The organism is Candidimonas nitroreducens (assembly GCF_002209565.1).
GTDB lineage: Bacteria > Pseudomonadota > Gammaproteobacteria > Burkholderiales > Burkholderiaceae_B > Candidimonas > Candidimonas nitroreducens.
The window spans coordinates 195,200-219,843 of record NZ_NJIH01000007.1 but is presented as its reverse complement, the minus strand read 5'-3'; the positions used below and the strand labels follow the sequence as shown (position 1 = coordinate 219,843).

Here is a 24,644-nt window from a genome sequence, read left to right as displayed (position 1 = left end):
TCAATGAAGGGAGACTCATGAATCCGTGGGATGTGTACTTGTCGGACGCCGATCTCGCTGTCATCCGGCGCGCCAAGTTCGGGCGCCGGATGGGGTTTGGTTCCAGGCCGGCGGTGGTCGTTATTGATGTTCAAAAGTTCATGATCGGCGAGGCCGATGCTCTTATGGATTGGCCCTCGAACAGCGGCGAGGCTGGCTTTGCGGCCATTCCGCATATACAGCGAGTCTTGCGTGCAGCAAGAGCTCGGAAAGTGCCATGTTTTTTTGCTGCGTTCGAACTTGATCCGAGCGGAAAAGACATGGGTGTATATCGCCGCAAACGCGATTTGCTTGATACAGAAAACTGGTGCTTGGCAGGCAGCAAGGGGGCTGAACTTCTGCCTGATCTGGAAGCGGGCTCCAGTGATATTGTTTTTGTCAAGAAGAAACCTAGCGCGTTCCATGGCACGCCCTTGCTGGGCTATCTGGTCGAGCGAGGGATCGACACCCTCATCATTGTGGGTGGCTCGACCAGCAATTGTGTGCGGGCAACCGTCTTTGATGCGTCATCCCATAATTTTCGTACGATTGTCGTGCGGGAAGGCGTGTTCGATCGAATTCCAATTTCCCACGCCATATCATTGTTTGACATGGACAGGCAGTTTGCCGATGTCGTGTCCAGTGCCGACGTTGTCCAGTACTTGGATGGAATTCCAGGCGGTAAGGCCTTGTCTTAGAGCGAAATAAGGGTAGCAGGCCGGGAATCAAGGCCCCGGCATTGATGGAGCAAGCATGACCCAAACGTCCGACGCAGATGTTCGAGAGGGACAGGACGCCGTGAGGCGAACCATTACCAGGTATCTGACGACAAGCACGACTCACCTGCATGATGTTCCGTCTCGTACGGATCCCGCGATGCTCGCCGCCGAACTGGAGCGCCTCAACTCTGCGGTTCGGGCCAATGCCGGCAGCCTCAGCCCCTACAGCCAACCGGCTGATTATCAGCGCACGCTGCTGCATGAGCGAGATAGAGGCGATGCGGCTTTGCCCCGCGATGTGCAAGAGCCCCTTGTCGTCAGAAAGGCGCCGATGAATGGGCATATGACGCTGTCGCAGGCGGCAAAAATGATTGCCGATGGCGAAGTTACCTCCGAGCAATTGACGGCTAAAGCCATTGCTCGCGCTACGGAATGCCAGCCTAGCCTGAATGCTTTCATCGATATATGGGCAGAAAAAGCAATGACTCAGGCTCGGGCCGCCGACGCGGAACGTGCGCGTGGACAGAGCCGCGGAGCCCTGCACGGCATTCCTTTGGCGCATAAGGATTGCTTTGAAATCCACGGCCATGCGGCCACTATCGGATCTCGAGCCCGCCCTGCGATTCCCGCAGCCCTCGATGCCCGTGCCATTCATTTGTTGAATGCCGCAGGGGCGATTACCGTGGGCGTTTTGAACATGAACGAAATGGTGGCCGGCCCAACAGGGCAGAATCCCATTTTTGGCGACTGCTGCAACGCCCTGGAGCCTCGCCGGATATCGGGTGGTTCCTCCAGTGGTTCGGGGGCGGCGGTGGCGTCTGGCGCAGTTTTTGCGTCCTTGGGCAGTGATACGGGCGGATCTATACGCCTACCCGCGTCCGTACATGGTTTGTTCGGTTTGAAGCCTACCTATGGACGAATCTCGCGTAGCGGCTGCTTTCCTCGGGCGTTTTCGCTGGACTGCGTAGGCCCTTTGGCGCGCACGGCCGAGGACTGCGCGCTTGTATTGCAGGCGGTGGCAGGGCTAGACCCGGAAGATCCGTCCTCACTGGATGCGGCCGTGCCGCAATACCCCGCTTTGTTGGATGTTGCCGCTGAACATAGCCGTGTCGCGGTGCTGGGACTTGCGGGCAAGGATGCATGTTCTCCTGAAATTTCCTCCATCTTTTGTGCCTTCGTCGAGCGTGTCGAACGCCTTTTTGGCACAGTGCGGGAAACCGGCTTTCCGCAGTTGTCAGCCTGCTACGCGATGGGTGACCTTATTTCCAAGGTTGAAGCGGCCACACTGCACAGCCAGTGGATGCGGGCCGATCCCGATGCCTATTCTCAGGCCGTCTACTCGCGCACAGAGCCGGGCCTGCATATGCCCGCTGTGCGTTACCTTGAGGCGACGATGGTTCGGGCCCGCGTGCTTCTGGAGTTTTTGGCGGGGCCGATGTCGAATGCCGATATTCTTTTGTGCCCGACCATTCCTGTTCCCGTGCCATTGCGGGTCGATGCCGACATGGAAAAACAGGGCAGCGTGTTCAATGTGGTGACTGAAATCACCCGTTTGACGCGACCCTTCAGCTATCTTGGCCTGCCAGTATTGACCATGCCTATTGGCGTGGATGCCAACGGCATGCCGGTCGGTGCCCAAGTGATCGGCCGGCCGCTGGCGGAAGCCCGATTATTGTCTTTCGCACACCAGATGTCGCTGGCTTAGGTTCGCATCTGTAGCAACAGCCGCCCGTATCTGACGCGCTCGGCGGCTATATGGCGGCTATATCTATATATATGGGAAGTATTCTCCGCTACTTGAACATCTTGATCTCGCCTAGCGTCGCCTGTTCAAGCTTGTACAGCGCGTCCAGCCCGATGGTGCGCTCTACGTTGGCGCGGATCTCGACCATTTCGGCATTGTCCAGGCCGTGCTCGCCCGTGCGGCTCAGGTGCCCGTAGTACGCGAAGAGCGCGCGTGCCACCACATTGACGGTGCTGATGGCGTCATACAGGATTTTGTAGCCCCAGTCGTCCAACTGCTGGCGGCTGTATACGCCGCGATTGAATTTATTGCCGGTGCTGTTCACGTAGATGAGAGGGGCGCCTGGAATGTCGCGCCTTGCGTTTTCGGTATCTGCGTCGCTGTCCGGGAAGATCATAATCATGTCGGCGCCGGCCTCGACGTAGGCATTGCAGCGTTTCACGCCTTCGGCGTAGCCATGCGTGCGCATGGCATCGGTTCGGGCTACGATGACGAAATCGCCGTCATTGCGGGCCTCGGTGGCGGCATGGATTTTTTGCACCATTTCTTCCATCGGCACGACCTCTTCGACACCCATGTGGTAGCGTGCCCGCTTGGGAAAGTATTGGTCTTCCAGATGGATCGACGAGGCGCCGGCCTGCTCCAGCACCCGTACCGTGCGCATGACGTGCATTGGGTCGCCGAACCCCGCGCCGCCGTCCACCATGATCGGCAGCGACGAGACCTGGCGTACGCCGCGCACGATCTGCGCAATTTCTTCCAGCGACATCAGGGGCTCGGAGATCGCCGTATGCGCCCCCATGGCGTAGCCGCCCAGGCCTATGGCTTCGAGCCCGGCGGACTCGGCTATCCGCGCGCACAGCGGGCTGAAGATCGATGGCTGGATGACGCAGCCTGGTTCGGAAATCATCTTGCGGAAGGTGGCGGTGGGGCGCTCGGACATGGAGGGTTTCCTTGGTGATGGATGTCGGGGATGCGCCGCAGGCCATGCGGCGCAGTTTGCCGAATGCTATGCGTAGTCCGGGCTCTAGGGGTCATCGATGAATCGGAGTGCGAATTGCATAGCTGGAATTCATCGATTTTCGTGTTTTTCGCGCCCTGGATTGTTCTACCCATGGAACGCTGAAACTGGATTTCCGGGGCTACCGGAACTGGGGCATTGCCCCTATATTTACAGCATGATCCACGCGGGCTGCGAGCGCCGTTTGCCCGGTTTACAGACCGGACAAACGGCGCCTCGGGCCCGCCTAGGCGGGAGAAATGCATGAAGAAGGTTCTTGATGTCCGTGACGCGCCGCGCCCCCACTGGGTGGGCGACGGCTTTCCGGTGCGTTCGCTGTTTTCGTACGACGGCCTGGGCAAGCAGCTCAGCCCGTTCCTGTTGCTGGACTATGCGGGGCCGGCCGAGTTCCAGCCTTCCGCGCGGCCCCGTGGCGTGGGCGAGCACCCGCATCGTGGTTTCGAAACCGTCACCATCGTCTACAAGGGCGAGGTGGCGCACCGCGATTCCACCGGACAGGGCGGCGTGATCGGCCCGGGCGACGTGCAGTGGATGACGGCGGCGTCGGGCATATTGCACGAGGAATTCCATTCCGCGGCCTTTGCCCGCAGCGGCGGCGAGCTGGAGATGGTGCAGCTCTGGGTGAACCTGCCGGCGCGCGACAAGATGTCGGCGCCAGGCTACCAGTCCATTGTGGACGGCGACATCCCTGTGGCGGCCCTGCCCGATGGTGCCGGGTCGGTGCGCGTCATCGCCGGCGAGTACGGCGGCCTTGCGGGGCCGGCGCACACGCATACGCCCATGCATGTGTGGGACTTGCGGCTGGCCGCGGGCGGCACGGCCGCGCTGGCGCTGCCGGACGGCTGGGTCACGGCGCTGGTCGTGCTGCACGGCACGGTACAGGTCAACGGCGACGCCATCGCTCGCGAGTCGCAACTGGTGGTGCTGGATCGCGCCGGCAGCGAGGTGTCGATCGAGGCCAACGGCGATGCCGTGGTGCTGCTGCTTAGCGGCGAGCCGATCGACGAGCCCGTCGTCGGCTACGGCCCGTTCGTCATGAACAGCCAGCAGGAAATCGTGCAGGCGATCAACGATTTCAACAGCGGCCGGTTCGGCGCCATGCCTGCGGCTTGAGGCCGGCTGAGGTGCTGCTGAAGCCGCAGGTCAGTCCCATCGCTCTATGCGGCTCCGGATGTAGTAGCGTCCGGCAGGATACAGGTTCAGTGCTGTCTGGATCAAGCTACCGCTACTTTCGAAGTAGCGCCTGACTTGAGTAAGGCCGGGAGAGCCCGCCGGAGCATGGAGCAAAGCCCCAGCAGCCGTGGTGAGTGCAATTGCTCCGATTTCTTGGTCGACGTGATCCAGCTGCAAGCTGTACTGTTTCAATACGGCGGCAAAGATAGGCCCTTCTAGATGTTTCAGTACGTCACGATCGATGGCGAATGCCGGAGGTAAGTAGTACTCGGAATAGCATAGGGGGGCTGCTATTTCGCGCTGAACCCGAATTCCTGAAACCCTGAGCCACCGCTCGTCGGTCGGAAGCTCCAAGAGCTTGCATAGATCGGGATCCCTCAGGCGTATAAAGCCAAAGCTGCGCAAGCGCAATTCAGTGTCGACGCCGAAATTCAGCAAGTTCTCGATGGTACCGATCGACTGCACATAACGTTCCGATGCTTGGGTTGCCAGTACGATCGTGCCGCTCTTCGTGCGCCGGTCAATGTAGCCTTGATCGGCGAGCCTCTTGAGCGCCTCGCGAACGGTGTGGCGCCCTACCCCGAATCGCTGCTGCAATTCACCTTCGCTGGGAAACCGTCCGCCCACAGGGAAAAGGCCCGCGGCCAATTCGCAGGTGAGTGTGTGGTGGATATCGGTATGGCGAGGCGCCTTCTGCCTGGAAAGGCGTTGCTGCGTCATTAGTGGCACTACTGGGGCTGGAGAGAACAATAAGAACGAGTTCATTCTACCTCCCAAGGGTAGCCCTCACAAGCAAGCCCCCGATAGCAAGCCGCTGCTCCTGAGGTTTCTATCAGTGCGCAGGCGAAAGCACTGTCTATGCCATTCCAAGTTTGTTGCGTGCTCTCAAGACATGGCATTGACCTTTTTAATTTATTCGAATAATATTTTTATAAATCCGAATAATTATGATGAAGAGCTGCTTAAGCGCGACATATTCCATTCTGTTTCGTAGGACACGACGTGATGACATCGGACGAGATCAAGCAGTTTCCCGTGGCCGGCAAAGGCCACTATTTCGAAGACTTCACCCCTGGCCGGGTCTTCGAACACGCCAGAGGTCGTACCCTGCTGGCAGCAGACAACCAGCTCTATAGTGCACTGACGGTGCAAATGAACCCCCTGTATGTCGATAGACTGGCGGCGAAGGCGGTTGGACATCCAGACATGCCCATCCAGCCGTACCTCGTCTTTGCCACCGTATTCGGACTGACTGTCGAAGATCTCAGCGAAAACGGCGGCGCTTTTCTCGGGGTCGACAATCTGTCATTTGAGCGCCCTGTCTATCCGGGCGCCACGCTGCGTGCGCGCAGCACCGTTCAAGGCAAGCGTCCGTCTGCGAAAAACCCGGGATTCGGTATAGTCACTTGGTTTACCGAAGGGTTTGATCCCGAATCGGGGCGCGTGCTCACCTTCATGCGAACCAACATGGTTCGCGCACGAGCGGAGGTGGCGGCATGAGTTTCATGACCGACGAGCGTCTGCAAATACAGCAGGCCGCGCGCGATTTTTCCCTTGAAGTCGTCCTTCCAATCGCTAACAAGCTGGATCCGCTACGGGAAGACATTCCCATTTCGCTGCGCGATCAGATGGCGCAACTGGGCTATTTCGGCATATTGATTCCGGAGGCCTATGGCGGGCTGGGGCTGGGTTGCTCGGAATACTGCCTGATTACCGAAGAATTGTCCCGCGCGTGGATGAGTGCGGGCAGTATCATCCGCAACCTCGGACTCATGGTGGCTCAGGGCATGACCGAAGAGCAGAAACAGCACTGGCTGCCGCGTATGGCGCGCGGCGAGTTTCTTGGCGCATTGGCCATGTCGGAGCCCAATGCGGGATCCGACGTAGCCAGCTTGACTACACGAGCCGTGCCCGATGGGCAGGGCTGGCGCATCACCGGCGCGAAATGCTGGTGTACCTTTGCCGATGGTGCCGATTACATCGTCATCATTGCGCGAACCACGCCATTGAGTGCCGTCGAAAAACGTCACCACGGGCTGTCGGCATTTCTGGTCGAAAAACCAAGAGGAGAGCTTCCGCCGGGGGTTCAAGGTAGCCCGATACCCAAGATCGGTTACTACGGGTGGAAGACATGGGAGTTGGCTTTTGACAACTTCTACGTTGGCCCCGAATCCCTGATCGGCGAATTGAGCAAAGCTTTCTACTACGTCTCTCATGGGCTGGAAACCGCTCGGGCACACACTGCCGCCCGATCCATCGGATTGGCGCGCGGGGCACTGGAAGACGCCATTACCTACGCCAAACAGCGCGTGCAATTCGGCCACCCCATCGGCGAATTCCAGTCGCTGCGTTTTCGTATCGCTACCATGGCCACGCGTATCGAAGCCGCTCGTCAGTTGCTGTATTCCGTATGCGAAAAGATCGATAGTGGCGTGCGCTGCGACAAAGAGGCCGCCATGGTCAAGTATTACGCGGCCGAAGTCAGCGAATCCGTTACCAGCGATGCCCTGCAGATCCACGGTGGCGCCGGCTATACCACACATTTCGCCGTTGAAAGATATTGGCGCGACGCCCGGCTCACCAAAATCTTCGAAGGGACTTCCGAAATTCAACAGCGGATCATTTCCGACCATCTCCTGGGAAAAGCGCGATGAATCCAGCCACCACCCCTGAACCTGCCAAGACACCCGCTGCACGGCCCGCGGAGCCCGTACCGCAAAAAGTCGGAGCCTTGTTCTTCGAGGATTTCACTGCGGGGCGGCGCTTTGCCCACGCCCGCGGCCGCACTATCACCGAAATGGACAATGTGCTGCTCACCCATCTGACTATGAATTCGGCCCAAGCCCACTTCAATCATGAATCTATGGTCGGTACGGCGTTCGGGCAGCGGCTAGTATTTGGTGGAATCACGGTCTCGGTTGTAATTGGGTTGGCCAGCCAGGATACTGCCGAAAATGCTCTCGCCGAAATGTTTCTAGACAAGCTACGCCTGCAGTCTCCTGTCTTCCATGGCGACACGCTGACGGCTTTCAGCGAGGTCATAGAGGCCAGTGCAGCTCCGGGCCGAACCGACGCCGGTATTGTGCGTTTCCGGCACTGGGGCCTAAATCAGCGAGACCAGATCGTCTGCGAAGCAGAGCGCACGGCGCTGATCAGGCGCAAGGCCGGTTGATACCATGGAAGATGCATTCGGTAGCCTGCGGGGCTTGGTGGTGCTCGATCTGACACAAATGCTGGCGGGGCCGTTCTGTAGCCAGATGCTGGCTGATCACGGGGCCGAGGTTCTAAAGATCGAGCCGCCTGGCGGCGACTCGACTCGCCAGTTCGGCCCATTCCACCCGGAAGACAGCTTGCGATCACACGGCGGCTATTACCAAAGCGTCAATCGCAACAAGAAAAGCGTGGTGCTGGACTTAAAGGATAAGGCGGGCCGGAATGATTTTCTGGCACTGGCATGTCAGGCGGATATCGTGGTAGAGAATTTCCGCGAAGGCGTCATGGATCGTCTGGGTGTGGGCTACGATGCCCTGTCTACCGTCAATCCCCGGCTTATCTATGCGTCGGTACGGGGTTTCGGTGATGGCCACGGAGGTAGCGGCGCGAGCCCTTACGCCAATTGGCCCGCATTCGACATTGTCGCCCAGGCCATGGGCGGCCTCATTGGCATCACCGGCCAAGACAAGGATTCCGTCGTCAAGGTTGGTCCGGGCGTGGGCGATATCATGCCCGGCATTCTCGCCGCCTTCGGCATTTTGGCTGCTGTCAACGAAAGGCACAGCAGTGGTAAGGGCCAATATATCGATGTCGCCATGGTAGATACGATGTTGGCTCTGTGCGAGCGGATCGTTCATCAATATTCTTATGCGGGGGCCGTTTGCTCGCCCGACGGCAGCCATCATCCGATGTTCGCGCCGTTTGGCCTGTTTCCCGCAAGAGACGGAATCGTAGCGATAGGCTGTGTGGCACAGCATCAATGGCGCACTCTATGCGAATTGATGAACCGCTTCGACCTGCGCGACGACCCTGCTATCGACAACGGCGAAAAACGGTTTGCTCGGCGCGAGGACATTACCGCCGCAGTGACTGGATTCACCGTACGACATACCAAGGCCGAACTCATTGAATTGCTGGGCGGGAAGATCCCCTTCGGCCCAGTCTATGACGCACGCGACATATTCAACGATCCACACTTCCGTGCCCGTGAAATGCTGCCGTGCGTGGCACACCCTGGATTGAACCAGCCGTTGGAAATTGTGGGAATCCCGCTCAAGCTATCGCGCACCCCTGGCCGCATCGCGCATGGCGCAGCGCAACTGGGCGAGCATACCGACGAAGTGCTGGCGCGAGTGCGGGCGCAGCAGTCCTGAGCCATCAGTCCAACGGAACCGTCCCCGAAACAATAAACGAAGGAGATTTCTTCATGAGCCCAGTAAAAGAGCGTCCGCGCCGTGTGCAACTAGCCGTTCCGGGAAGCAATGAGCGCATGATGGCCAAGGCGGCAGCAAGTGCCGCTGATCATGTGTTCCTGGATCTGGAAGACGCGGTCGCGCCCAACGCAAAAGACAAAGCCCGCAAGATGGTGGTCACGGCGCTGCATGACCTCGATTGGGCGGGAAAAGTCCGCTGCGTGCGTGTAAATGATCTTGCGTCGCCATACTTTCTTCGTGACGTGATCGATCTGGTCTCGCAGGCAGGCAACGAAATAGATACGTTGATGGTTCCCAAGATCATGAAGGCGGCCGACATCCGGTTCGTCGACAGGCTGCTGGGCATGCTGGAAGCTTCGGCCGGCCTGAAGCGGCGCATAGGAATCGAAATCCTCATCGAAGAAGTATCCGGCCTTCTGAATGTCGACGATATCTGCGCGTCCAGCGACAGGCTGGAGGCCGCGGTGCTCGGCGTGGGTGATTATTCCGCATCGCAGCGCATCGACCGGCGCGCCATAAACGGCCATCCAGACTATGCCGGAGACCTGTGGCACTACGCGCGCTTCAAGCTTGTCGTGGCCTGCCGGGCAAACGGCCTGCAGGCCATTGATGGCCCTTTTGTCGACCTGAAGAACCACGACGGCTACCGGCGCCAGGCACGAGAAGCCGCGCTGATGGGCTTCGATGGCAAATGGGCGCTGCACCCAGACCAGATTGGCATTGCGCTTGAGGAATTCTCGCCGGCGAAGGAGGAGGTTGCTTTTGCGCGCGAAGTCACCGCAGCCTTTCACGAACAGGAGCATCTGGGTGTTGGTGCCTTTTCGCACAATGGCCTAATGGTTGATGTCGGCCTGGTTCGCTTGTTGCACAACACTCTGCTCAAGGCAGAGCTGTTCGGCTTGTAGAACAAACGGCTATTCATTGACCAGGACAGGAGGACGACCAATTGGCCGACGTAGTTTCCCGCCTCGCGGAGTTTGCGGTTCAGCCCCGAGCCAATTTTCCACAGGCGATGGAACAGGCTTCCATCGCAGGCTTGCTGGATACGCTGGCGGTCACCATTGCCGGAAGCGCCGATGCAGACTTTCGCCTTCTGGCTCAATCGATCGACGTCAGCCCGGTCAGCTGCCGCAGCGCTCTATATAGTGGCCCCGACACGGCGCTGCTGCTGGGGTTCGCCAGTCATGTGCTCGACTACGACGATGTCAGCATGTTGTGCGTGTGCCACCCCAGCGCACCGATAATTTCTGCCTTACTCGCTTTCTGCACTTCGGCTCTTGCAACGCAGCCTATTACTGGCACAAGCTTTCTGAATGCCTATTGCGTGGGTACAGAGGTGATGGTACGTACGGGGCAGGCTCTCGGCTTTCGGCACTACCAGTTGGGTTTTCACCCCACATCAACGCTAGGAGCGCTAGGTGCTGCGGCAGCAGTATGTGCCGCATTGGCGCTAAGCCCAAGGCAATGTGCTGCCGCGCTAGGCATTGCGGCCAGCATGTCCGGAGGTTTGAAAAAGAACTTCGGCAGTCCGGTCAAACCGTTGCATGTCGGGCTTGCTGCCGCCAGCGGCCTGCGTGCGGCGCAAATGGCGCTTGCGGGGCTGGGCGCTAGCCCGGGCCCCTTCGAGGAAGGCGGTTTTATACATGCCTTTTCCGGGGGAACTACGGATCGTTGGCCAGAGCAACTGGCTCTTGGGAAGCCGTTTGCCATCATGGAGCCCGGTTTCGAGGCCAAGCGCTATCCCTGCTGCTATTTGCTGCACAAAACTATCGAGGCCGTCTTGGAGATACAAAGTGATGCGGGGCTCCAAGCTCCAACCTGGCGGCGGGCCGAGGTGCGCCTGCCTGCCGGTTCGTTGGAGGCGTTGATCCACCCTTATCCGACCACGGGCCTAGCCGGAAAATTCAGTGCGCCGTATGTGGTTGCTGCCGGCCTGCTGGATGGCAGCATTGGTCTTTCCAGTTTCAAAGACAGTGCTGTCCTGCGATCCGACGTGCAAGACAGACTACACGACGTGACGGTGCTGGAGGTCGGTACGGCAGGCGACGCTGGAGACGACATCGGGTGCGCGCCCGTCGACGTTGAGGTCTTCTGGCCTGGTGGCGGGTCGTCAGCCCGCCGAATTACTGCCTCGCCTGGCTCGTCCCAGGATCCCATGACCAGGATCCAGCAAAGAGAAAAATGGATCGACTGCCTGCGTGCTGGGCGCCCAGGCCTGTCCCGGGCGGAGGCGGATCGGCAATTCGGTCTAGGCCTAGGGTTCGTCGCAATGGCCGACGTACGTCCTTGGCTGAGGGAACTATTACCCGTCGATCAGCAGCAAAGTCAACCACAAAAGGAGGCATTCCCATGATTTATATTCTCGACTTCGTGCGTCGCACTGCCAGAGCGCTGTGCCTGCTTCCGGCCATCTTCGCACTCGCCAGCTGGAGCATGCCGGCAAGTGCCCAGGACTGGCCTGACAGGCCCGTTCACCTCATCGTTTCATTTGGTGCGGGCACCGCTAGCGACATTATGGCGCGCATGATAGCGAACGACTTGCAGCAGCAATTCAAGAAGCCATTCATTGTCGAGAATAAGCCGGGTGCGGATGGCTTAATCGGCACAGAATACGTGGCGCGATCCAAACCGGACGGCTATACCTTGTTACTCAGTTCGGGGACGATTCAGTCCATCAATCCTCATCTGTACAAGAAGCTGCCTTTCGACCCGATCGCCGATTTCTCGCCTATGGGCTTGCTTTGCACGCTACCCTATATGTTGACGATTAATGCCAAGTTGCCCGCAAAGAACCTCAAGGAGTTCATGGCTTATGCAAAGCAAAATGCAGGCAAAATCAGCTATGCATATAGCAATGGGCCTGGCCAAGTTGGCGGCGAACTCCTGGCCAAAGCGCTAGGCGTCAAATTCATTGCCGTGCCTTACAAAAGTAGCCCGCAGGCGATGACGGACGTGCAGGGGGGCCATGAAAGCTTCATGTTCACTGACGTCAGTTCCAGCAAACCGTTCATCCAATCGGGCGGCCTACGGCCGCTGGCTATCGCCTCTACCTCTCGCAGCACGCTGCTCCCTAACCTGCCGACGATGGAAGAGGCCTCGGGATTAAAGCATTTCGATATGATTACTTGGGTCGGCGTAAGCGGGCCGGCAGGGGTTCCGGAGGGTATCGTGGCCAAGGTTAATAGCGGGATCAACAAGATGCTCTCTAGGCCCAACGTTGTCAAAACTCTCGCCGACCTAGGGGCGGAAAAAGGCGGTGGCACCCCCGATCAGTTCAAGGCATTCATGAAGCAGCAGCTCGATCTGTGGGGCAAGAAGGTGAAGGAAGCCAATATTCCGCTCAAGTAAAGGACTTGCTCTGCGCCCATAATAGTAAGGGCAACACGGAGCAATGCCGTTATTTTTTGATTGCGAATCCATATGAGCCGCTCACGACCCGCTGCTTTATGTGGTGCCGTGAGTGGCAGGGTTAGTGCCGATTACCTGATGCATTGCTGGAGCCTATCCCATGGCGGCCTTGACGCGTTCGGGCCGGAAGGGCGTGCGCCGCAGACGCACGCCCGTGGCGTCGAACACGGCGTTGCTGATTACGGCCGCGGTGGGACAGGTGGACGGTTCGCCGCCGCCGTGCGACGGGTAGCCGGGCCGGTTGTTCACCAGCACGATGTCGATGCGGTCGGGAATCTCTTCGAAGCGCAAAATGGGGTAGCCCTGCCAGTCCAGGCTGGTGACCCGCGCGCGGTCGAAAGTGACTTCTTCGTGCAGGGTGCGGCTGATGGACTGGATGATGTTGCCTTCTATCTGGTTCTTCAGGCCGTCGGGGTTGACCACCAGGCCGCAGTCGTGCGCCACGACCACGCGCTCGACGCGGATGCGGCCGCTGCCGCGATCCACAGAGACGTCGGCAATGGTGGCCACATAGGAGTCGTCGCGGTTGACCCAGGCGATGCCGCGGCCCCGGGCGGTGCCGCCCTGGCCTTGCGCTTGGGTGGGCGACGCACGCTTCTGCCAGCCGTAGGCCTGCGCAGCCGCGCGCAGCACGCCTATGGCGCGCGGGTCTTGCAAATAGGCCAGGCGCAGTTCCAGCGGGTCGCGGCCGGCTGCTGCGGCCAGTTCGTCGATGAAGGCCTCCATCGCGTAGGTGGTTTCGAATTGCGCGGGCGAGCGCAGCCAGGCGGTAAGCAGCGCGACCCGACCTTCGCCGTGACAGGTGACGTCGGCGTTGCCGAAGGTGTATGCGTAGCGGATTGCCGGGCGGCCGCGGCCGGTGGCGCCGATTTCTGCGGTCTTGGCCAGCTCGGCCGCGATCAGGTGGGTGTCGCCGGTCGTGGGTATCCACATGCGGTGGCGCCAGGCTACCACCTCGCCCTTGTCGTTCACCGCGCCTTCCATGTCCTGGACGATGGGCGGCCCTTTGGGCTCCCAGCCGTGCTCGTCCCAGCGCATCCACTGCACGCGCACCGGGCGCCCGACGGCCTGCGACATGAGTGCGGCGTCGGCGATGACGTGCTCCAGGCCGTTGCGGCCATAGGAACCGGACGCTTCGTGCCAGCGCAGTTCGATGCGCTCGAGCGGCATGTCGAGCAGTTTCGCCATGTCGCGCCGCGCCTGGTGCGGCATTTGCGTGCCGGCCCAGAGGATGGCGCGATCTTTGCCGACGTCGGCGATCGCGCAGGACGGGCCGATGGAGCCGTGCATCTGGAATGGGGTCTCGTAAGTGGCCTTGAGCTTCTTCGCCGCGGAGCCCAGCGCCGCGTCGACCGAGCCGCGGGTGGCGACCTGGATGTCGCCGCCCTGGGTCTTGCGCAGCGTGTCCCAGATGCGTTGTTGCTGCGGCAGATCGTGCCAGTCCGACCACTTGGCCTGCGCGGCGGCCGGCCCGGCGGCGTGCAGCCGCGAGCCCAGCTTGTCGGCGGCGTGGATCGCGGCCTCTTCGGTTTCGGCGACTACGCCGAGGAAGTTGCCGCGGCGCACGACCTGCACGAAGCCCGGGATGTCCTTCAGGCCGCTTTCGTCCACTTCGAGCAGCTGTGCGCCGACTCCGTAGGGCCGCACGACGCGGCCATGCAGCATGCCCTCGACCCGCACATCCTGGATGTAGGTGAATGCACCCGTTACCTTGGCCGGGATGTCCTTGCGCGCCATGGGGCGCCCGACCACGGTGTAGGTGGAGGGATCCTTGAGGACGGCATTCGGCGCCACTTTCATGTCGAAGGTCTTGCCGCTGGCGCCGATGTCCATGTCGAGCCGTTTGCCGGCGACCAACGCTCCGTAGCTGATGGATTTGCCGGCCTGGCCTTGCACCGAAACGATGCCGTCGTGCACGGTCAGGTGCTCGGGCTGGGCGCCGAAATGGGCCGCGGCAAGCTCCAGCAGGGCTTTGCGGCCGGCCGCTGCCGCATGGCGGATTTGCGGGCCGGCATAGCGCACGGTGCGGCTGCCGTAGGACGGGCCCTGGTCGACGGTGTGCGAGGTGGTGCCCATGAGCACGTGCAGGCGTTCCAGCGGAAAGTCGAGTTCCTCGGCCGCGATCTGCGCCAGCGCGGTTTCGATACCGGTGCCCACGTCGACCTTGCCGGTATACAGGGTGGCGGTATTATCGGGATGCACGGCCAGCCAGGCATAGAGCCTGCCGGCGTCGGGCGGTGCAACAGGCCCGATGCCGGACGCAGCCGCTTGCGGTGTGGCGGCCGCCGCCGCGGCCATGGACGGCAGGCTGAAGGCGATGAACAGCCCGCCGGCGGCTTTCATGAAGCCGCGGCGCCCCGCTGAAGCGGGTGCGTCAGCGAATTCCGCGGCGGCGCGAGCGCCGAGAGCCGCTTCCGTACGAGTGCGGGCGGCTTCAGGGATGACGGTCTGCGTAGTCATTTGCCGGCTCCTGGTTGCGCTACGCGCTCGATGGCGCGCATGATGCGCATGTGCGTGCCGCAGCGGCACAGATTGCCGTTCAGGGCCTGCTTGATGTCGTCGCGCCCGGCATGGGGATTGCGGTCGAGCAGCGCCTTGGCCGACATGATCATGCCGTTGATGCAATAGCCGCACTGCACTGCCTGCTCGTCGATGAATGCCTGCTGCAGCGGGTGCGGATGCTCGATGCTGCCCAGGCCTTCCAGCGTGGTGATCTTATGGCCCTGGGCCGCGGCCAGCGGCGTGACACAGGAACGTATGGCCGTGCCGTCCATAATGACGGTACAGGCGCCGCACTGCGCCAGACCGCAACCGAACTTGGGGCCGTGCAGCTTCAGCTCGTTGCGCAAGGCATAGAGCAGCATGCCGTCGGGGCCGGCCGTGACTTCATGACTGGAGCCATTGACCTCCAGCGTGATGGTTCTGGACATGGGGACTCCTGTTTGCACCGGGGCGCCGGCGGGCGGGATGCCCACCGCGGGCTCGCAGTCTCCCGAAAAATTTACTCCCGCCGCTCGGGCCCGGTCAATGCGATGACACGTCCCGACACATTTGAGCGCATCACGAGGCCCAGCGCCGGATGACGATAGGCTTCAGGTTCAGCAGCTTGCCGATTTCCTCGGCGGCCGCCGCGGCGTCCTCGCGCGTGGGGTAGCCGCGCAGCAGCACGCTGGTGTACTGCTTGTCGCCCATGGGGAAGGGTTCCTCGACCACCTTGTAGCCTTTTTCTGTCAGCCGGCTGCGCACCTCTTCGGCATCGCGGAACACGCCTACCTGTATGGAATAGCTCCATTTGCCGCTTTCGGCCGGCGCGGCCCGCCGGCTGGCCTGCCGCGGCCTTGCGGCCGACGCAGCGGCGGCGCTTTTGGGCTTGGCGCGCGACGTGGCCGCGGGCCTGGCGCCGGAGGCCACGGCTGCCGCGGCGGCGGTTTGGGACGGCGTATTCCGTACCGCCGGTTGCGGCGGCTCTTCGGGCTGCAGAACCTGGCCGCTGGCAACCGGCCCCATGCAGGCCGAGATGATCTGCTTGGGCACATAGGCGGCGGGGGGCGGCGGAGCCACTCCGACGCCGGCAGATGGATTGAGGCTGGCGATGCGGTCTTTGTTGGCCTGCAGCTGCACGGCCAGCGTGTCGGCCTGCTTGTACGCGTCGAGCAGCGGGGCCTGGCCCTGCTGCCGATAGATCAGCGTGATATAGCGCACGCCGGCTGCCGCCAGCGCGCTGGCCTGGTCGGGGAAATCGAGCGGCGTGTAGCGGTGCTGTCCGCTGGCGTAGGTGCGCAGGAATTCTATGAACGCTTGCGCACCGCTCCATTGCTTGACCAGCTCCATGCCGCCGATGCGTATGGTCAGCACCGTGTCGCCGCAGGTCGCCTGCGACCAGGGGAAGACGGCGCTGTTGGGGAAGTTGAGGTTCTCCAGGGTCAGGGTCTTGGCTGCGCACTGCGTGCTAAGCGTGACGCTTTCGGGCAGGACGCGGGCATCCGGGTTGACCTGCGCCGGAACCGTGCTCAGCTTGACACTGGCTGAAGTGGTCTGCAGCTTGGCGATCTGCTGCTCCAGCGCCGTGTCTTGCTGTGTCAGTGCGGCAATCTCGGACTGGGCCGTGGTGCTGCGGCGCTGGTCGACCAGCATGCCCACCTGCTGCAGCTGCGTCTGGTTGGCGAAGGCGTAGAACTGGCCGTTCAGGGCGATCGCATGGCCTTGCACCGTGCGGGGCTCATAGCGCACGGCGCCGCGGTCGATGAAGTTCTTGACGGGGCCGGCCATGAAGGTGCTGACCTGGCCGCGCTCGCCGTACAGCATCTGCTTGACCAGCACCGGATCCGTCACCCCCTGCACGCTGTTGAGCACTGAACTTTCCCAGTCGCTTTGCAAGCCGCAGGCCGCCGAGCGGCCGGCATAATCCAGTGCGTAGTCGAGCGGGCCCTGCTGCAGCTTCCAGATGGGATCGGTGGTGCCTTCGGCGGCACCACCGATCTCGCGGCGCAGCGCCTGGAAGGCATCGCGCGCGGCGATCAAGGGTACGCCCTTGACGGCGGGATCGTGGCCGAACGCCCATATTTTGCCCGCGGCCTCGACGGCGCTGCCCTGGCCCTGCAGCAGCGGAGGGATGGTTTCCTGCACGCCCTTGCGATAGGCGTCCAGGTCGGCCATTACGGCGTTGTCGCCGCCCACGTAGCTCAGGCTCTTGGCCAGCGAGGCGCCGCTGCCCAGTTTTTTCAGCACGTCCGTGCCGATCTTGTTGGCCACGTCGGCGCTTTGCATGGCGCCCGCGAGGCCGGTGAGCTTCTGGCTGTCGGCGAGCTGTGAAAGATTGTCCAGGCGCATGGCCAGCTGTAGCCATGCCGGGCGCTGCGGGTCGGCGATGCGCCGGCCCAGCTCGGCCAGATCGTGCATCAGCCGGCGGTAGGGGCCGTTCTGCCCCATCAGCGCCGTCAGCACGGTACGCCGCGCGGTGGCATCGGGCAGGCTGGCGACGGCGTAGGGGAACGCCACGGTGAATGCATGCCAGCTTTTCAGCGCCGCCCGCTCGTAGGCCTGCTCGAAGGCGGCGCGGCGTTGCGCCCAAAGCTCGGGGCGCGCGGTGGCGGTGCCGACCTGTTTCAGGAAGTCGGTGACGGCGCGCTCGCCCGGCAGCGTCAGGGCGGCGGGAACTTCGGGCTGGCCGCCGGTGCTGATCAGGGGCCAGTAATCGCTCATGCGCACCGGCGCCAGATAGCCTTGCAGCGCTACCCAGGAATAGACCCACGAGATGGGGCGTTCGGGCAGATTCAGGCTCTGCAGCGTCTGGCGCAGCGTGCCGCGCTCTTCCTGGATGACGTTAGTGTTGGGCTGCCACTGCAGGTAGTGGCGGTACAGGTCGCCGATCAGGCGCAGATCCATTAAGCTCAGAGACGTTTTGCCGGCGCTTTTGAATATGGGTAGCAGTTCCGCGCCGGGGGGCGGCAGCTTGGAAAGGTCTTTGTGGGCCAGTGCGGCGTCGATCAGGTTGATGCGGCGTACCAGCGTCTGCGCCCAGGCGGCCAACAGCTCGCCGTCGTCCTGCTGCTTGATGGAGGGCAGGCTGGAAGTGAGCAGGGGGTCGATCTGCGCCTGCGTGACTTCGCTGCGGTAATAGTGGATGTAGTTGCCCTTGAGCTTGTCTTCGGTAAGATCCACCTGGGCCTGGAAAGGCAGCCAGCGTGTTTTCCAACTGCGCCGGGACTGGAACGTCTGGATGCTGTCGCGCGATTCGCGCAGGGCGATCAGGTCGGTCGACAGCCCGCCCGCGTAGGCGTCGGGTGTCGGCCATGCGACCGGTTGCAATTGTTGGTCGGCAACGTGGTAGCCCTCGATCACGAGGGCGGCAGCGATGGCGCACAGCGCCAGCCAGCCGGCGGTGAGGGCGTGGCGCAGGATACGGTGCCATTGGCGCCAGCGCTCGATCGGCTGCCAGGCATTGCGCCGTGCCGGCAGCAAGCGGTCGAACAGCTCGGGGGTGAACCATCCGGCCGCGGCGGTATCTGCGCCGCCGGGGCTGGCCGTCAGGAACAGGCCGCCCAGGATCGGGGTTTCCGTGTAGGGGGTGGCCAGGAATGCCGGGCACATGAGCTTGTCCAGGCGTACGGCCAATTGCGGCAGGCGCTCGGGCAGGCTGAAGGCGGTTTCGTCGGACTGCCCATGCAGGCCCTGCAGAATACGCAGATCCAGCATGCGGCGCGCGATGCTCTGGAAGGCATGGACTATGAATTTGTCGGCGCTTTCCTTGGCGCCGGGGGTCGCGTAGCCTACGGGCTGGTCACGCACGTTGGGATCGAGCGATTCGCCCCAGGCGCGAAAACCGGGAAATTCTTCGCAGCGCGTCAGCACCACATATACGGGCAGGCGCACGTTGTAGACGCGCGTGAGCTGATCGAGGCGCTGGCGTAGATGGCGGCCGGCGTCGGCCAGGTCGATGTCGCTGCCCTGCATCAGCCACGCGGTGTCCAGGGTGATGATCAGGCCGTTGAGGGGTTCGCGCCGGCGGGTGCGCAGCATCCAGTGCATCAGCCGGTGCCAGTATTGCGAGTTGATCGGCGCGTCGTCGGGGCCGGTGCTTTCCGCGGGGTCGAGGATCACCCCATTGCGCAGCAGCCACCAGCGCAGCACCGGCGCATCGCCGCGCCCATGCACCGGGTCGCCGCCCGCTGCGCGGCGCAGCAGGCCGCTCTTGGCGGCGTCGTCATGGCCCAGCGCGATGAACCAGGGCAGCACGTATAGCGGCGAACCGAAGCGCGACAGGCGCGAACGCTGCAGCACGCGCACGCCGGCGCGCCAGTCGCGGTCGACCTGTGCCATGCTGATGCGGGCCGTACCCGCGGTAGGCTGTGCCAGCCGGCGGCGCAGCCGCCAGGCGATCCAGCGGCGGCGCAGCAGCACGATCAGCCAGGCGGCGACCAGAATACCGACGAACAGCAGCAGCCAGCGCCAGGCGGGCCAGGCCAGGTAGACGCCTGCTATCCAGCAACCCATCGCCAGTGCGATGAGGCCGATCAGCCAGAGCAGGAACACCAGTAGTTTTTTGAGCATTGTTGCGTTATGGCCAAAGTCGAAATCGGAGGCGGTTCTACAGCACTAGGATAGAGATGCCAGCGCGCGGGTCACCATATGCGACACGCTGGCGTCCAGAACCACGTACAGTGCCAACAGGCATAGCAAGGGAATGACGACAATCATGAAAGCGGCCCACGACGGGCTGTTCCTGCTTTCCACGCGCGCTTCGAGGCGGGCCGTCAGGCCGGTGTCCGGAAACAGCGGTTCTTCGGGCATCAGCGGCGCCATCGAGCGTTCCTGCGCGACCCGCTGCAGCAGTTCGTGCCGGTATTCGCTTAGTTCTTCCTCGGGGCGGTAGGTGTAGCGGCCGTGGAATCCGGCCAGCATTGCCAGGGCATAGACTTCGCGCACGTCCATGTCTTCCTCGGGCAGGGCCTCCAGCCGGGAAAAGAATTCGTTGCCGGCGCGCGTGGTCGAAAAGTAGTGCCGCTGCAACGGCGCCTGGCGCCAGGCCGAGGCGCCGGCCCAGTCGCGCGTCATGGCCAGCTCATCGGCCCAGGCCACGACGGCGAACAGTGACGACTGCGCCGCCTCGGCGTCCACGCCCTGGTCGAGGGCTTGTTTATGAGCCCGATCCAGCACTTCCCGCATGCGATCGGCCGCCGCCGGGGCGTTCTGGCCGGGTTCGGCCAGGATGGCTCGAATTTCCTCCATGGCGGGTACCCAGAAATCCGTCAGGCGCATGCTAGTTTCATCCTTTGATAACGATCAGTTCCAGGCGCAGCTCGTTGGGCGCGTCGGGCAAGAACAGCGCCAGGCTGCCCGCGCGCACCACCGCGTCCCAGGCTTCCGACAGGCTTTCCAGCCGGAAATATACCGCGCCGCTGCGCCGTGGCAGGCCCAGCGGCAGGGTCTTGAGGGGCAGCAATTCGATGCCGGGCAGCGAGCGGGTGATCAGCATCTCCATCTGGTCGGGCACGCCCAGCTTGGCGTCCACGCCCAGTTTGTCGGCAAGCTCCACCGGGTCGGCGGCCGAGCGCGCCATCAGATAGTAGCGGTGGCGCGAGCCGAAGAAGTCGGCGGCCATGTCGGCGCGGAACATATCGGGCGAGGCGGCGTCCTGCTCGAAGTGCACCAGCATTTCAGGGCCGACGGTAACTTCGTTGAGCAGGCGCCGCACTACGTCGATCAGGCCCTTGAAAACCGGGCCGGCGTCTCTGTGGCGATAGGGCAGGATGAGCTGCTGGCCGTCGCGCGTCTCGCCCAGCAGATTGCAGTATTCCGAGAAGGTGCTGAGCTCGCCGGCGAACTGGCGCAACAGGTCGTAGAGCGCGCGCGGATGAATCTGCGGGGTGTCCAGCATGCAGTCGATGGCCGGCCCGTAGCGGTTCAGCATGGACAGCGCCAGCATGGGGCCGAGCTGGCCTTCGTCGCCGGCCCGGTTGTGCATGGGCTGCTTGAAGATTTCCAGCTGGCGCGCGCGGCCGATGAGGTCGTCGCGCAGTTCGTGCAGCATCTGCTGCAGCGCCGACGAGGCGGCGATGTTCAGGCAGGGCGGCATGAAATGAGGGCTGAGCCGGATGACGTCGCCGTCCTGTTCCAGGCGCGCCAGCGGGATCAGTTCGTACGAGCCGAGATTTTCCAGCTCGTTGTCCCAGAACAGGCGCAGCACGTAGGTCATCAGGGTGATGCGGCCTTCCGGGCCCGCGGTGTAGCGGTCGGGCACGATCTCGGGGTCGGCCGGCACCACCAGCCGTACTTCGGCCTGCTGGGCATTGTCCAGACTTTCGTAGGTCTGTACGTTGGCCTGTTCCGCTTCCATGCGCCGCAGACCCAAGTACACCGTGCGCGCACCGCTGGCGAAGTCGGCCAGCTCGAAGTGCAGGGATTCGATCAGGGCGTTGCCGGGAAATTCGGTCAGCGTGCCGTCGCGCCAGCGCATGGCGACTTCTTCGACGACCAGCTGGCGCGCGGCCAGCGCGCCCTCGTCGATTTTCAGTGCCCCCAGGCCCCAGGCCCAGGGTGAGGTCAGGTGCAGCAGGCGTGCCTGGGTCTGCGCGATCCAGGCGTCGTGATACTGGAAGTGGTGGGGCTGCAGGAACAGTCCCTGGTGCCAGAACAGGGGTTGATTGTGTTGCTTGCTCATGCGTAGGCCTGGTTCATGAAGGTGTCCGGTTCTGATGGTCTCATGTTCTGTGGGCTGTGGGGCTCGTTCTGCGGGTTCAGGGTTTCGAGGAGCTGTCTTGTTTGTCGGACTTGCCGTCTTTGGACGAAGCCTTGTCCGATGGGGCCGGCGGGCTCGATACCACGCCGGCCTTGGGCTGGGTGGGGGGCACCTCGGGCGGGCGGGTGTCGGGCGCATCCAGGATGCTGTCGGCGCCCAGGATCAGGTCGATCTTCATGGGCGCGGGCGCGGCGCTGTGGTTCTTGACCAGGAAGCCCGACGAGTCCACGTCCACGCCTATGCGGTAAAGCCGTGTGTCGCGCGGCGGATCCAGATGGTAGTAGCCGGTGGCCAGCCCCACGTATTTGGCGTTTTCGGCGCGCGGCAGGACCAATGTCTGCTGCGCGTTGGGAGCAATGAAAAAACGCTGCAGCGACAGCACGCCGGTAGGAGCGCTGTTGGCCAGCAGCAGCTGGGCCAGCTTGGCCGGATCTTTGGTATAGGGCGTGAAGGCGCTGGGGTCGGCAAGCTGTATCACGGTCAGGGCCAGCGTGTGGGGCTGGCCGTCCGAGCGATTCAGCTGCGGGTCGGCGCGCACGGCGATCTGCACGCCGTCGGCGGCGTAAGACCACTTCAGGTCTTTCAGCGCGTCGTCCTTGGATGAGCCTCCCAGCCAGCTGGAGCTGCAGCCGGCCAGCAGCGGGCCTGCCAGCAGCAGGGCGGTGACAATGCGCAGCGGAAATAGCTTAGGCCTCATGGCACGGTTCCTTCATCGATTTTTCATCCGTTTGCGTCGACGATGATCTGCTGTCCCGGGGACATGGCCATGCCCATGGTATTGCGGGCATTTTGCGTGGTCGGGTCGCCCATGCGCACCGCCGGTTTGCCGCCCACCATGACCATCATGCTGCCCGAGGTGAAGGCGATCTCGCCCATGATCTGTCCGCTGGTCACGCCCATGCCGACGCCGGCCTGGTCGCCGTTGGACAGGGGAATCTTGGAGCCCAGGTTCAGGGCCGGCATGGCACCCAGCAGTACATTCGTCACCATGCCCGTGGCCAGGGTGGTCTGGCCGATATTGGGATAGGGTATTGGCACAAGGCTGGGGCCGGCCGGCGTCTGGCAGACGTCGGGAACCGAGGCTGTCGCCACGCCCATAGCGGTGTTCAACATCATCATGTGCGGTCTCCTTGTTTCATGGCCGGCTCAGCCCAATTGGACGGAGTCGCTGCGCAGCGCGACGCGGCGCTGGGCTTGCAGGTCGGCGCTGGCAGCCTGCAGGCGCCAATCGCGTTCGACCAGTTGCCGCAGCGACTGGGCGGTGATTTCGTCGTGACCGGCGACGCGGCGCAGGCCGCTGCCCAGATGGGTTTCGCCGCGTTGCGCCGCCACGAACCAGGTGCCGCTGCAGGCTTCGGTGCGGCTGTGCCAGTGGGCCTGCAGCGCGTGCCCGGACAGCAGCAGCGCGCGGCACTGCAGGCGGGCGCCGTCGAAATCGCCCTGCCATTGCGCGGCGCGGGTCTCCAGCCGCGGGCCGGCATCCAGCCTTGCGCCTTGCGCCGCAGTGACTTCCAGATGGCCGGCGGGCAGGTGCAGATGCAGATCGCCGGGCAGCGAGATTTCGGCGGCATCGTCCGGTTTGGCGCGCTCCAGCACCGTCAGGATGTAGCCTCGGCCTTCTTCTATAGAGGCCAGCACCAGGTCGCCCACGGCCGGCTGCAGCAGGCAGCCCGCCGCCGTCGTCAGCCAGGCCCGCTCGGCGCCGCTGCCGACGCCGTAGCGCGTACCGTCGCGCACGGTCAGCCGTACGTGGCGCAGTGCCGGGCCGGCCGGCTGCGTGCCGGCCGCGGGGATGCGGCGCGCGGAGTCGTCGTAAGCGGCGGCGCGGTCGGTGGTGTTCGTGGACAGGACAGTGGACATCGCGGAGTTCGTCATGATATTCAAATAGGAGGTCGCCACAACTCGGCCTCGTGCAAGACGGGATCGGTGTTGCGGGTATTGGTCAGAATGGCGTCGCGCCACAGGGCATCCGGCAGCTCGACGGCGTGCAGGCGGGCGCCGGTCAGATCGGCGCCGGAAAAGTCGGCGTGCGCCGCGCTGAGGTGACTGAGATCCGCGTCCACCAGTTGCGCACGCGAGAAATTCAGCGCCACGGACTGGGCTTCGACGAAGCTCGACATGTTCAGCTTGGCCTGCGAGAAGTCGGCGTGATCCAGCCGGGCCGCGTCGAAGGCGGCGCCTTGCAGGTCGGCATTCTGGAAGCGGGCGCTTTCCAGTACGCTATGGCGGAACAGTGTGCTGGGTGCGCGCGCGCCGCTGAAGTCGATGCCGCGCGCCTGCGTATGGCTGAACGTACACAGCGTCAGGGCCGCCCCGGCAAGATTCGCCTGGTTCAGTATGCAGCCGGTCAGCAGTACTTTTTCCCAAGCCACGCCGTGCAGATCCAGGCCGCTCAGGTCGCACTGATCGAGTTGAGCTTCTTTGAGGACGGCGCTGTTGAGCCGGCAGCCGGCAAAGCCGCTGTTGCTGGCAGCAAGGCGGGTCAGGTCGGCCTTGTCGAAGACGGCGTCGCGCCATTGGCAGTCCTGGAACGTGGCATAGGCCAGCCGTGCCGCTGCGAACGAGACGGCACTGCCCAGGCAGGCCTCGAAGTTCGCCTGATCCAGCACGCACGCCTCGTAGTGGGCGGCATCCAGCCTGCAGCCGTGCCAGGAGGTTTGCGACAGATTGGCGCCGTCGAAGCGTGCGCCGCGCGCGTCGAGCCGTTCGAAACGGTACCCGGCAAGGTCGGCGCCGCGATAGTCGCCGCCGGCCAGCGTGCCCTGCAGGGCTTGGCCTTGTTCGTGCGCCTGGCGCAGCATATCGACGGTGAGTACGGTCATGGGCGCGCCTTCTTGTCGCCGCGCGGCAGTTTCATCGAAGGGGGGAGCGCGTACTTCAGGCGGCCGGACGGATG

The 24,644-nt window shown here is 62.9% G+C and carries 21 protein-coding genes; 10 read left to right on the top strand and 11 right to left on the bottom strand.

Translation table 11 applies throughout. The annotated features are described in order from the left end of the window. The first annotated feature begins 17 nt into the window (after positions 1 to 17). Positions 18 to 716, top strand: a complete 699-nt coding sequence (locus CEY11_RS13095) for a cysteine hydrolase family protein (RefSeq protein ID WP_088603850.1) — start codon at positions 18 to 20, stop codon at positions 714 to 716. A 178-nt stretch (positions 717 to 894) separates the two neighbouring features. Then, entirely contained in the window at positions 895 to 2,442 is a 1,548-nt protein-coding gene (locus CEY11_RS13090; protein ID WP_158215304.1) for an amidase, read from the top strand. 88 nt (positions 2,443 to 2,530) lie between these two features. Here CEY11_RS13090 and CEY11_RS13085 read toward each other — a convergent pair whose 3' ends face one another. After that, complete coding sequence (locus CEY11_RS13085; RefSeq protein ID WP_088603848.1) at positions 2,531 to 3,424, bottom strand: isocitrate lyase/PEP mutase family protein; 894 nt, start codon at positions 3,422 to 3,424, stop codon at positions 2,531 to 2,533. A gap of 321 nt (positions 3,425 to 3,745) precedes the next feature. Between CEY11_RS13085 and CEY11_RS13080 the strand changes: the two genes are divergently transcribed. After that, on the top strand, positions 3,746 to 4,615 hold the full coding sequence (locus CEY11_RS13080) for a pirin family protein (protein ID WP_088603847.1): 870 nt from the start codon (positions 3,746 to 3,748) through the stop codon (positions 4,613 to 4,615). A gap of 30 nt (positions 4,616 to 4,645) precedes the next feature. Here the strand turns inward: CEY11_RS13080 and CEY11_RS13075 are convergent, their stop codons facing one another. Further along, positions 4,646 to 5,395 carry a GntR family transcriptional regulator gene (locus CEY11_RS13075; protein ID WP_158215303.1) on the bottom strand — a complete coding sequence of 250 codons (750 nt, stop codon included), beginning with the start codon at positions 5,393 to 5,395 and terminating at the stop codon, positions 4,646 to 4,648. Between the two features lie 285 nt (positions 5,396 to 5,680). On the opposite strand from CEY11_RS13075, the gene CEY11_RS13070 reads away from it, so the two are divergent. From CEY11_RS13070 to CEY11_RS13040, 7 genes are read left to right on the top strand one after another with little or no spacing between them, the layout of a single operon-like run. Next, positions 5,681 to 6,175 (top strand): MaoC family dehydratase, encoded by a 495-nt coding sequence (locus CEY11_RS13070; RefSeq protein WP_088603845.1) that lies wholly within the window; start codon positions 5,681 to 5,683, stop codon positions 6,173 to 6,175. Next, the gene (locus tag CEY11_RS13065; RefSeq protein ID WP_088603844.1) at positions 6,172 to 7,329 is read left to right on the top strand and encodes an acyl-CoA dehydrogenase family protein; all 1,158 of its coding nucleotides are present in this window, start codon (positions 6,172 to 6,174) and stop codon (positions 7,327 to 7,329) included. Before CEY11_RS13070 ends, CEY11_RS13065 begins: the two co-directional genes overlap by 4 nt. Further along, entirely contained in the window at positions 7,326 to 7,847 is a 522-nt protein-coding gene (locus CEY11_RS13060) for a MaoC family dehydratase (RefSeq protein WP_088603843.1), read from the top strand. Before CEY11_RS13065 ends, CEY11_RS13060 begins: the two co-directional genes overlap by 4 nt. A 4-nt stretch (positions 7,848 to 7,851) precedes the next feature. Beyond that, positions 7,852 to 9,042: a CaiB/BaiF CoA transferase family protein gene (locus tag CEY11_RS13055; RefSeq protein WP_088603842.1), complete on the top strand. Its 1,191-nt coding sequence runs from the start codon at positions 7,852 to 7,854 to the stop codon at positions 9,040 to 9,042. A 53-nt stretch (positions 9,043 to 9,095) separates the two neighbouring features. Next, positions 9,096 to 10,007, top strand: a complete 912-nt coding sequence (locus tag CEY11_RS13050; RefSeq protein WP_088603841.1) for an HpcH/HpaI aldolase/citrate lyase family protein — start codon at positions 9,096 to 9,098, stop codon at positions 10,005 to 10,007. Between the two features lie 41 nt (positions 10,008 to 10,048). Then, on the top strand, positions 10,049 to 11,455 hold the full coding sequence (locus tag CEY11_RS13045) for an MmgE/PrpD family protein (protein ID WP_088603840.1): 1,407 nt from the start codon (positions 10,049 to 10,051) through the stop codon (positions 11,453 to 11,455). Continuing rightward, positions 11,452 to 12,450 carry a Bug family tripartite tricarboxylate transporter substrate binding protein gene (locus CEY11_RS13040; protein ID WP_158215302.1) on the top strand — a complete coding sequence of 333 codons (999 nt, stop codon included), beginning with the start codon at positions 11,452 to 11,454 and terminating at the stop codon, positions 12,448 to 12,450. The genes CEY11_RS13045 and CEY11_RS13040 overlap by 4 nt, the downstream gene beginning before the upstream one ends. Before the next feature lie 153 nt (positions 12,451 to 12,603). Here CEY11_RS13040 and CEY11_RS13035 read toward each other — a convergent pair whose 3' ends face one another. The 9 genes from CEY11_RS13035 to CEY11_RS12995 all read right to left on the bottom strand — a co-directional run bounded on the left by CEY11_RS13035 (position 12,604) and on the right by CEY11_RS12995 (position 24,570). After that, positions 12,604 to 14,970 carry a xanthine dehydrogenase family protein molybdopterin-binding subunit gene (locus CEY11_RS13035; RefSeq protein ID WP_088603838.1) on the bottom strand — a complete coding sequence of 789 codons (2,367 nt, stop codon included), beginning with the start codon at positions 14,968 to 14,970 and terminating at the stop codon, positions 12,604 to 12,606. Beyond that, positions 14,967 to 15,440 (bottom strand): (2Fe-2S)-binding protein, encoded by a 474-nt coding sequence (locus CEY11_RS13030; RefSeq protein WP_088603837.1) that lies wholly within the window; start codon positions 15,438 to 15,440, stop codon positions 14,967 to 14,969. Before CEY11_RS13030 ends, CEY11_RS13035 begins: the two co-directional genes overlap by 4 nt. A gap of 130 nt (positions 15,441 to 15,570) precedes the next feature. Continuing rightward, positions 15,571 to 19,560, bottom strand: a complete 3,990-nt coding sequence (locus tag CEY11_RS13025) for a type VI secretion protein IcmF/TssM N-terminal domain-containing protein (RefSeq protein ID WP_088603836.1) — start codon at positions 19,558 to 19,560, stop codon at positions 15,571 to 15,573. A gap of 45 nt (positions 19,561 to 19,605) precedes the next feature. After that, entirely contained in the window at positions 19,606 to 20,268 is a 663-nt protein-coding gene (locus CEY11_RS13020; RefSeq protein WP_088603835.1) for a DotU family type IV/VI secretion system protein, read from the bottom strand. A 7-nt stretch (positions 20,269 to 20,275) separates the two neighbouring features. Continuing rightward, complete coding sequence (gene tssK, locus CEY11_RS13015) at positions 20,276 to 21,670, bottom strand: type VI secretion system baseplate subunit TssK (protein ID WP_088603834.1); 1,395 nt, start codon at positions 21,668 to 21,670, stop codon at positions 20,276 to 20,278. Between the two features lie 76 nt (positions 21,671 to 21,746). Beyond that, the gene (locus CEY11_RS13010) at positions 21,747 to 22,445 is read right to left on the bottom strand and encodes a type VI secretion lipoprotein TssJ (protein WP_088603833.1); all 699 of its coding nucleotides are present in this window, start codon (positions 22,443 to 22,445) and stop codon (positions 21,747 to 21,749) included. A gap of 23 nt (positions 22,446 to 22,468) precedes the next feature. Then, positions 22,469 to 22,867, bottom strand: a complete 399-nt coding sequence (locus tag CEY11_RS13005) for a DUF4150 domain-containing protein (RefSeq protein ID WP_088603832.1) — start codon at positions 22,865 to 22,867, stop codon at positions 22,469 to 22,471. A gap of 27 nt (positions 22,868 to 22,894) precedes the next feature. Then, the gene (locus CEY11_RS13000) at positions 22,895 to 23,608 is read right to left on the bottom strand and encodes a DUF3540 domain-containing protein (protein ID WP_158215301.1); all 714 of its coding nucleotides are present in this window, start codon (positions 23,606 to 23,608) and stop codon (positions 22,895 to 22,897) included. 20 nt (positions 23,609 to 23,628) lie between these two features. Beyond that, on the bottom strand, positions 23,629 to 24,570 hold the full coding sequence (locus CEY11_RS12995) for a pentapeptide repeat-containing protein (protein ID WP_088603830.1): 942 nt from the start codon (positions 24,568 to 24,570) through the stop codon (positions 23,629 to 23,631). Positions 24,571 to 24,644 lie beyond the last annotated feature (74 nt).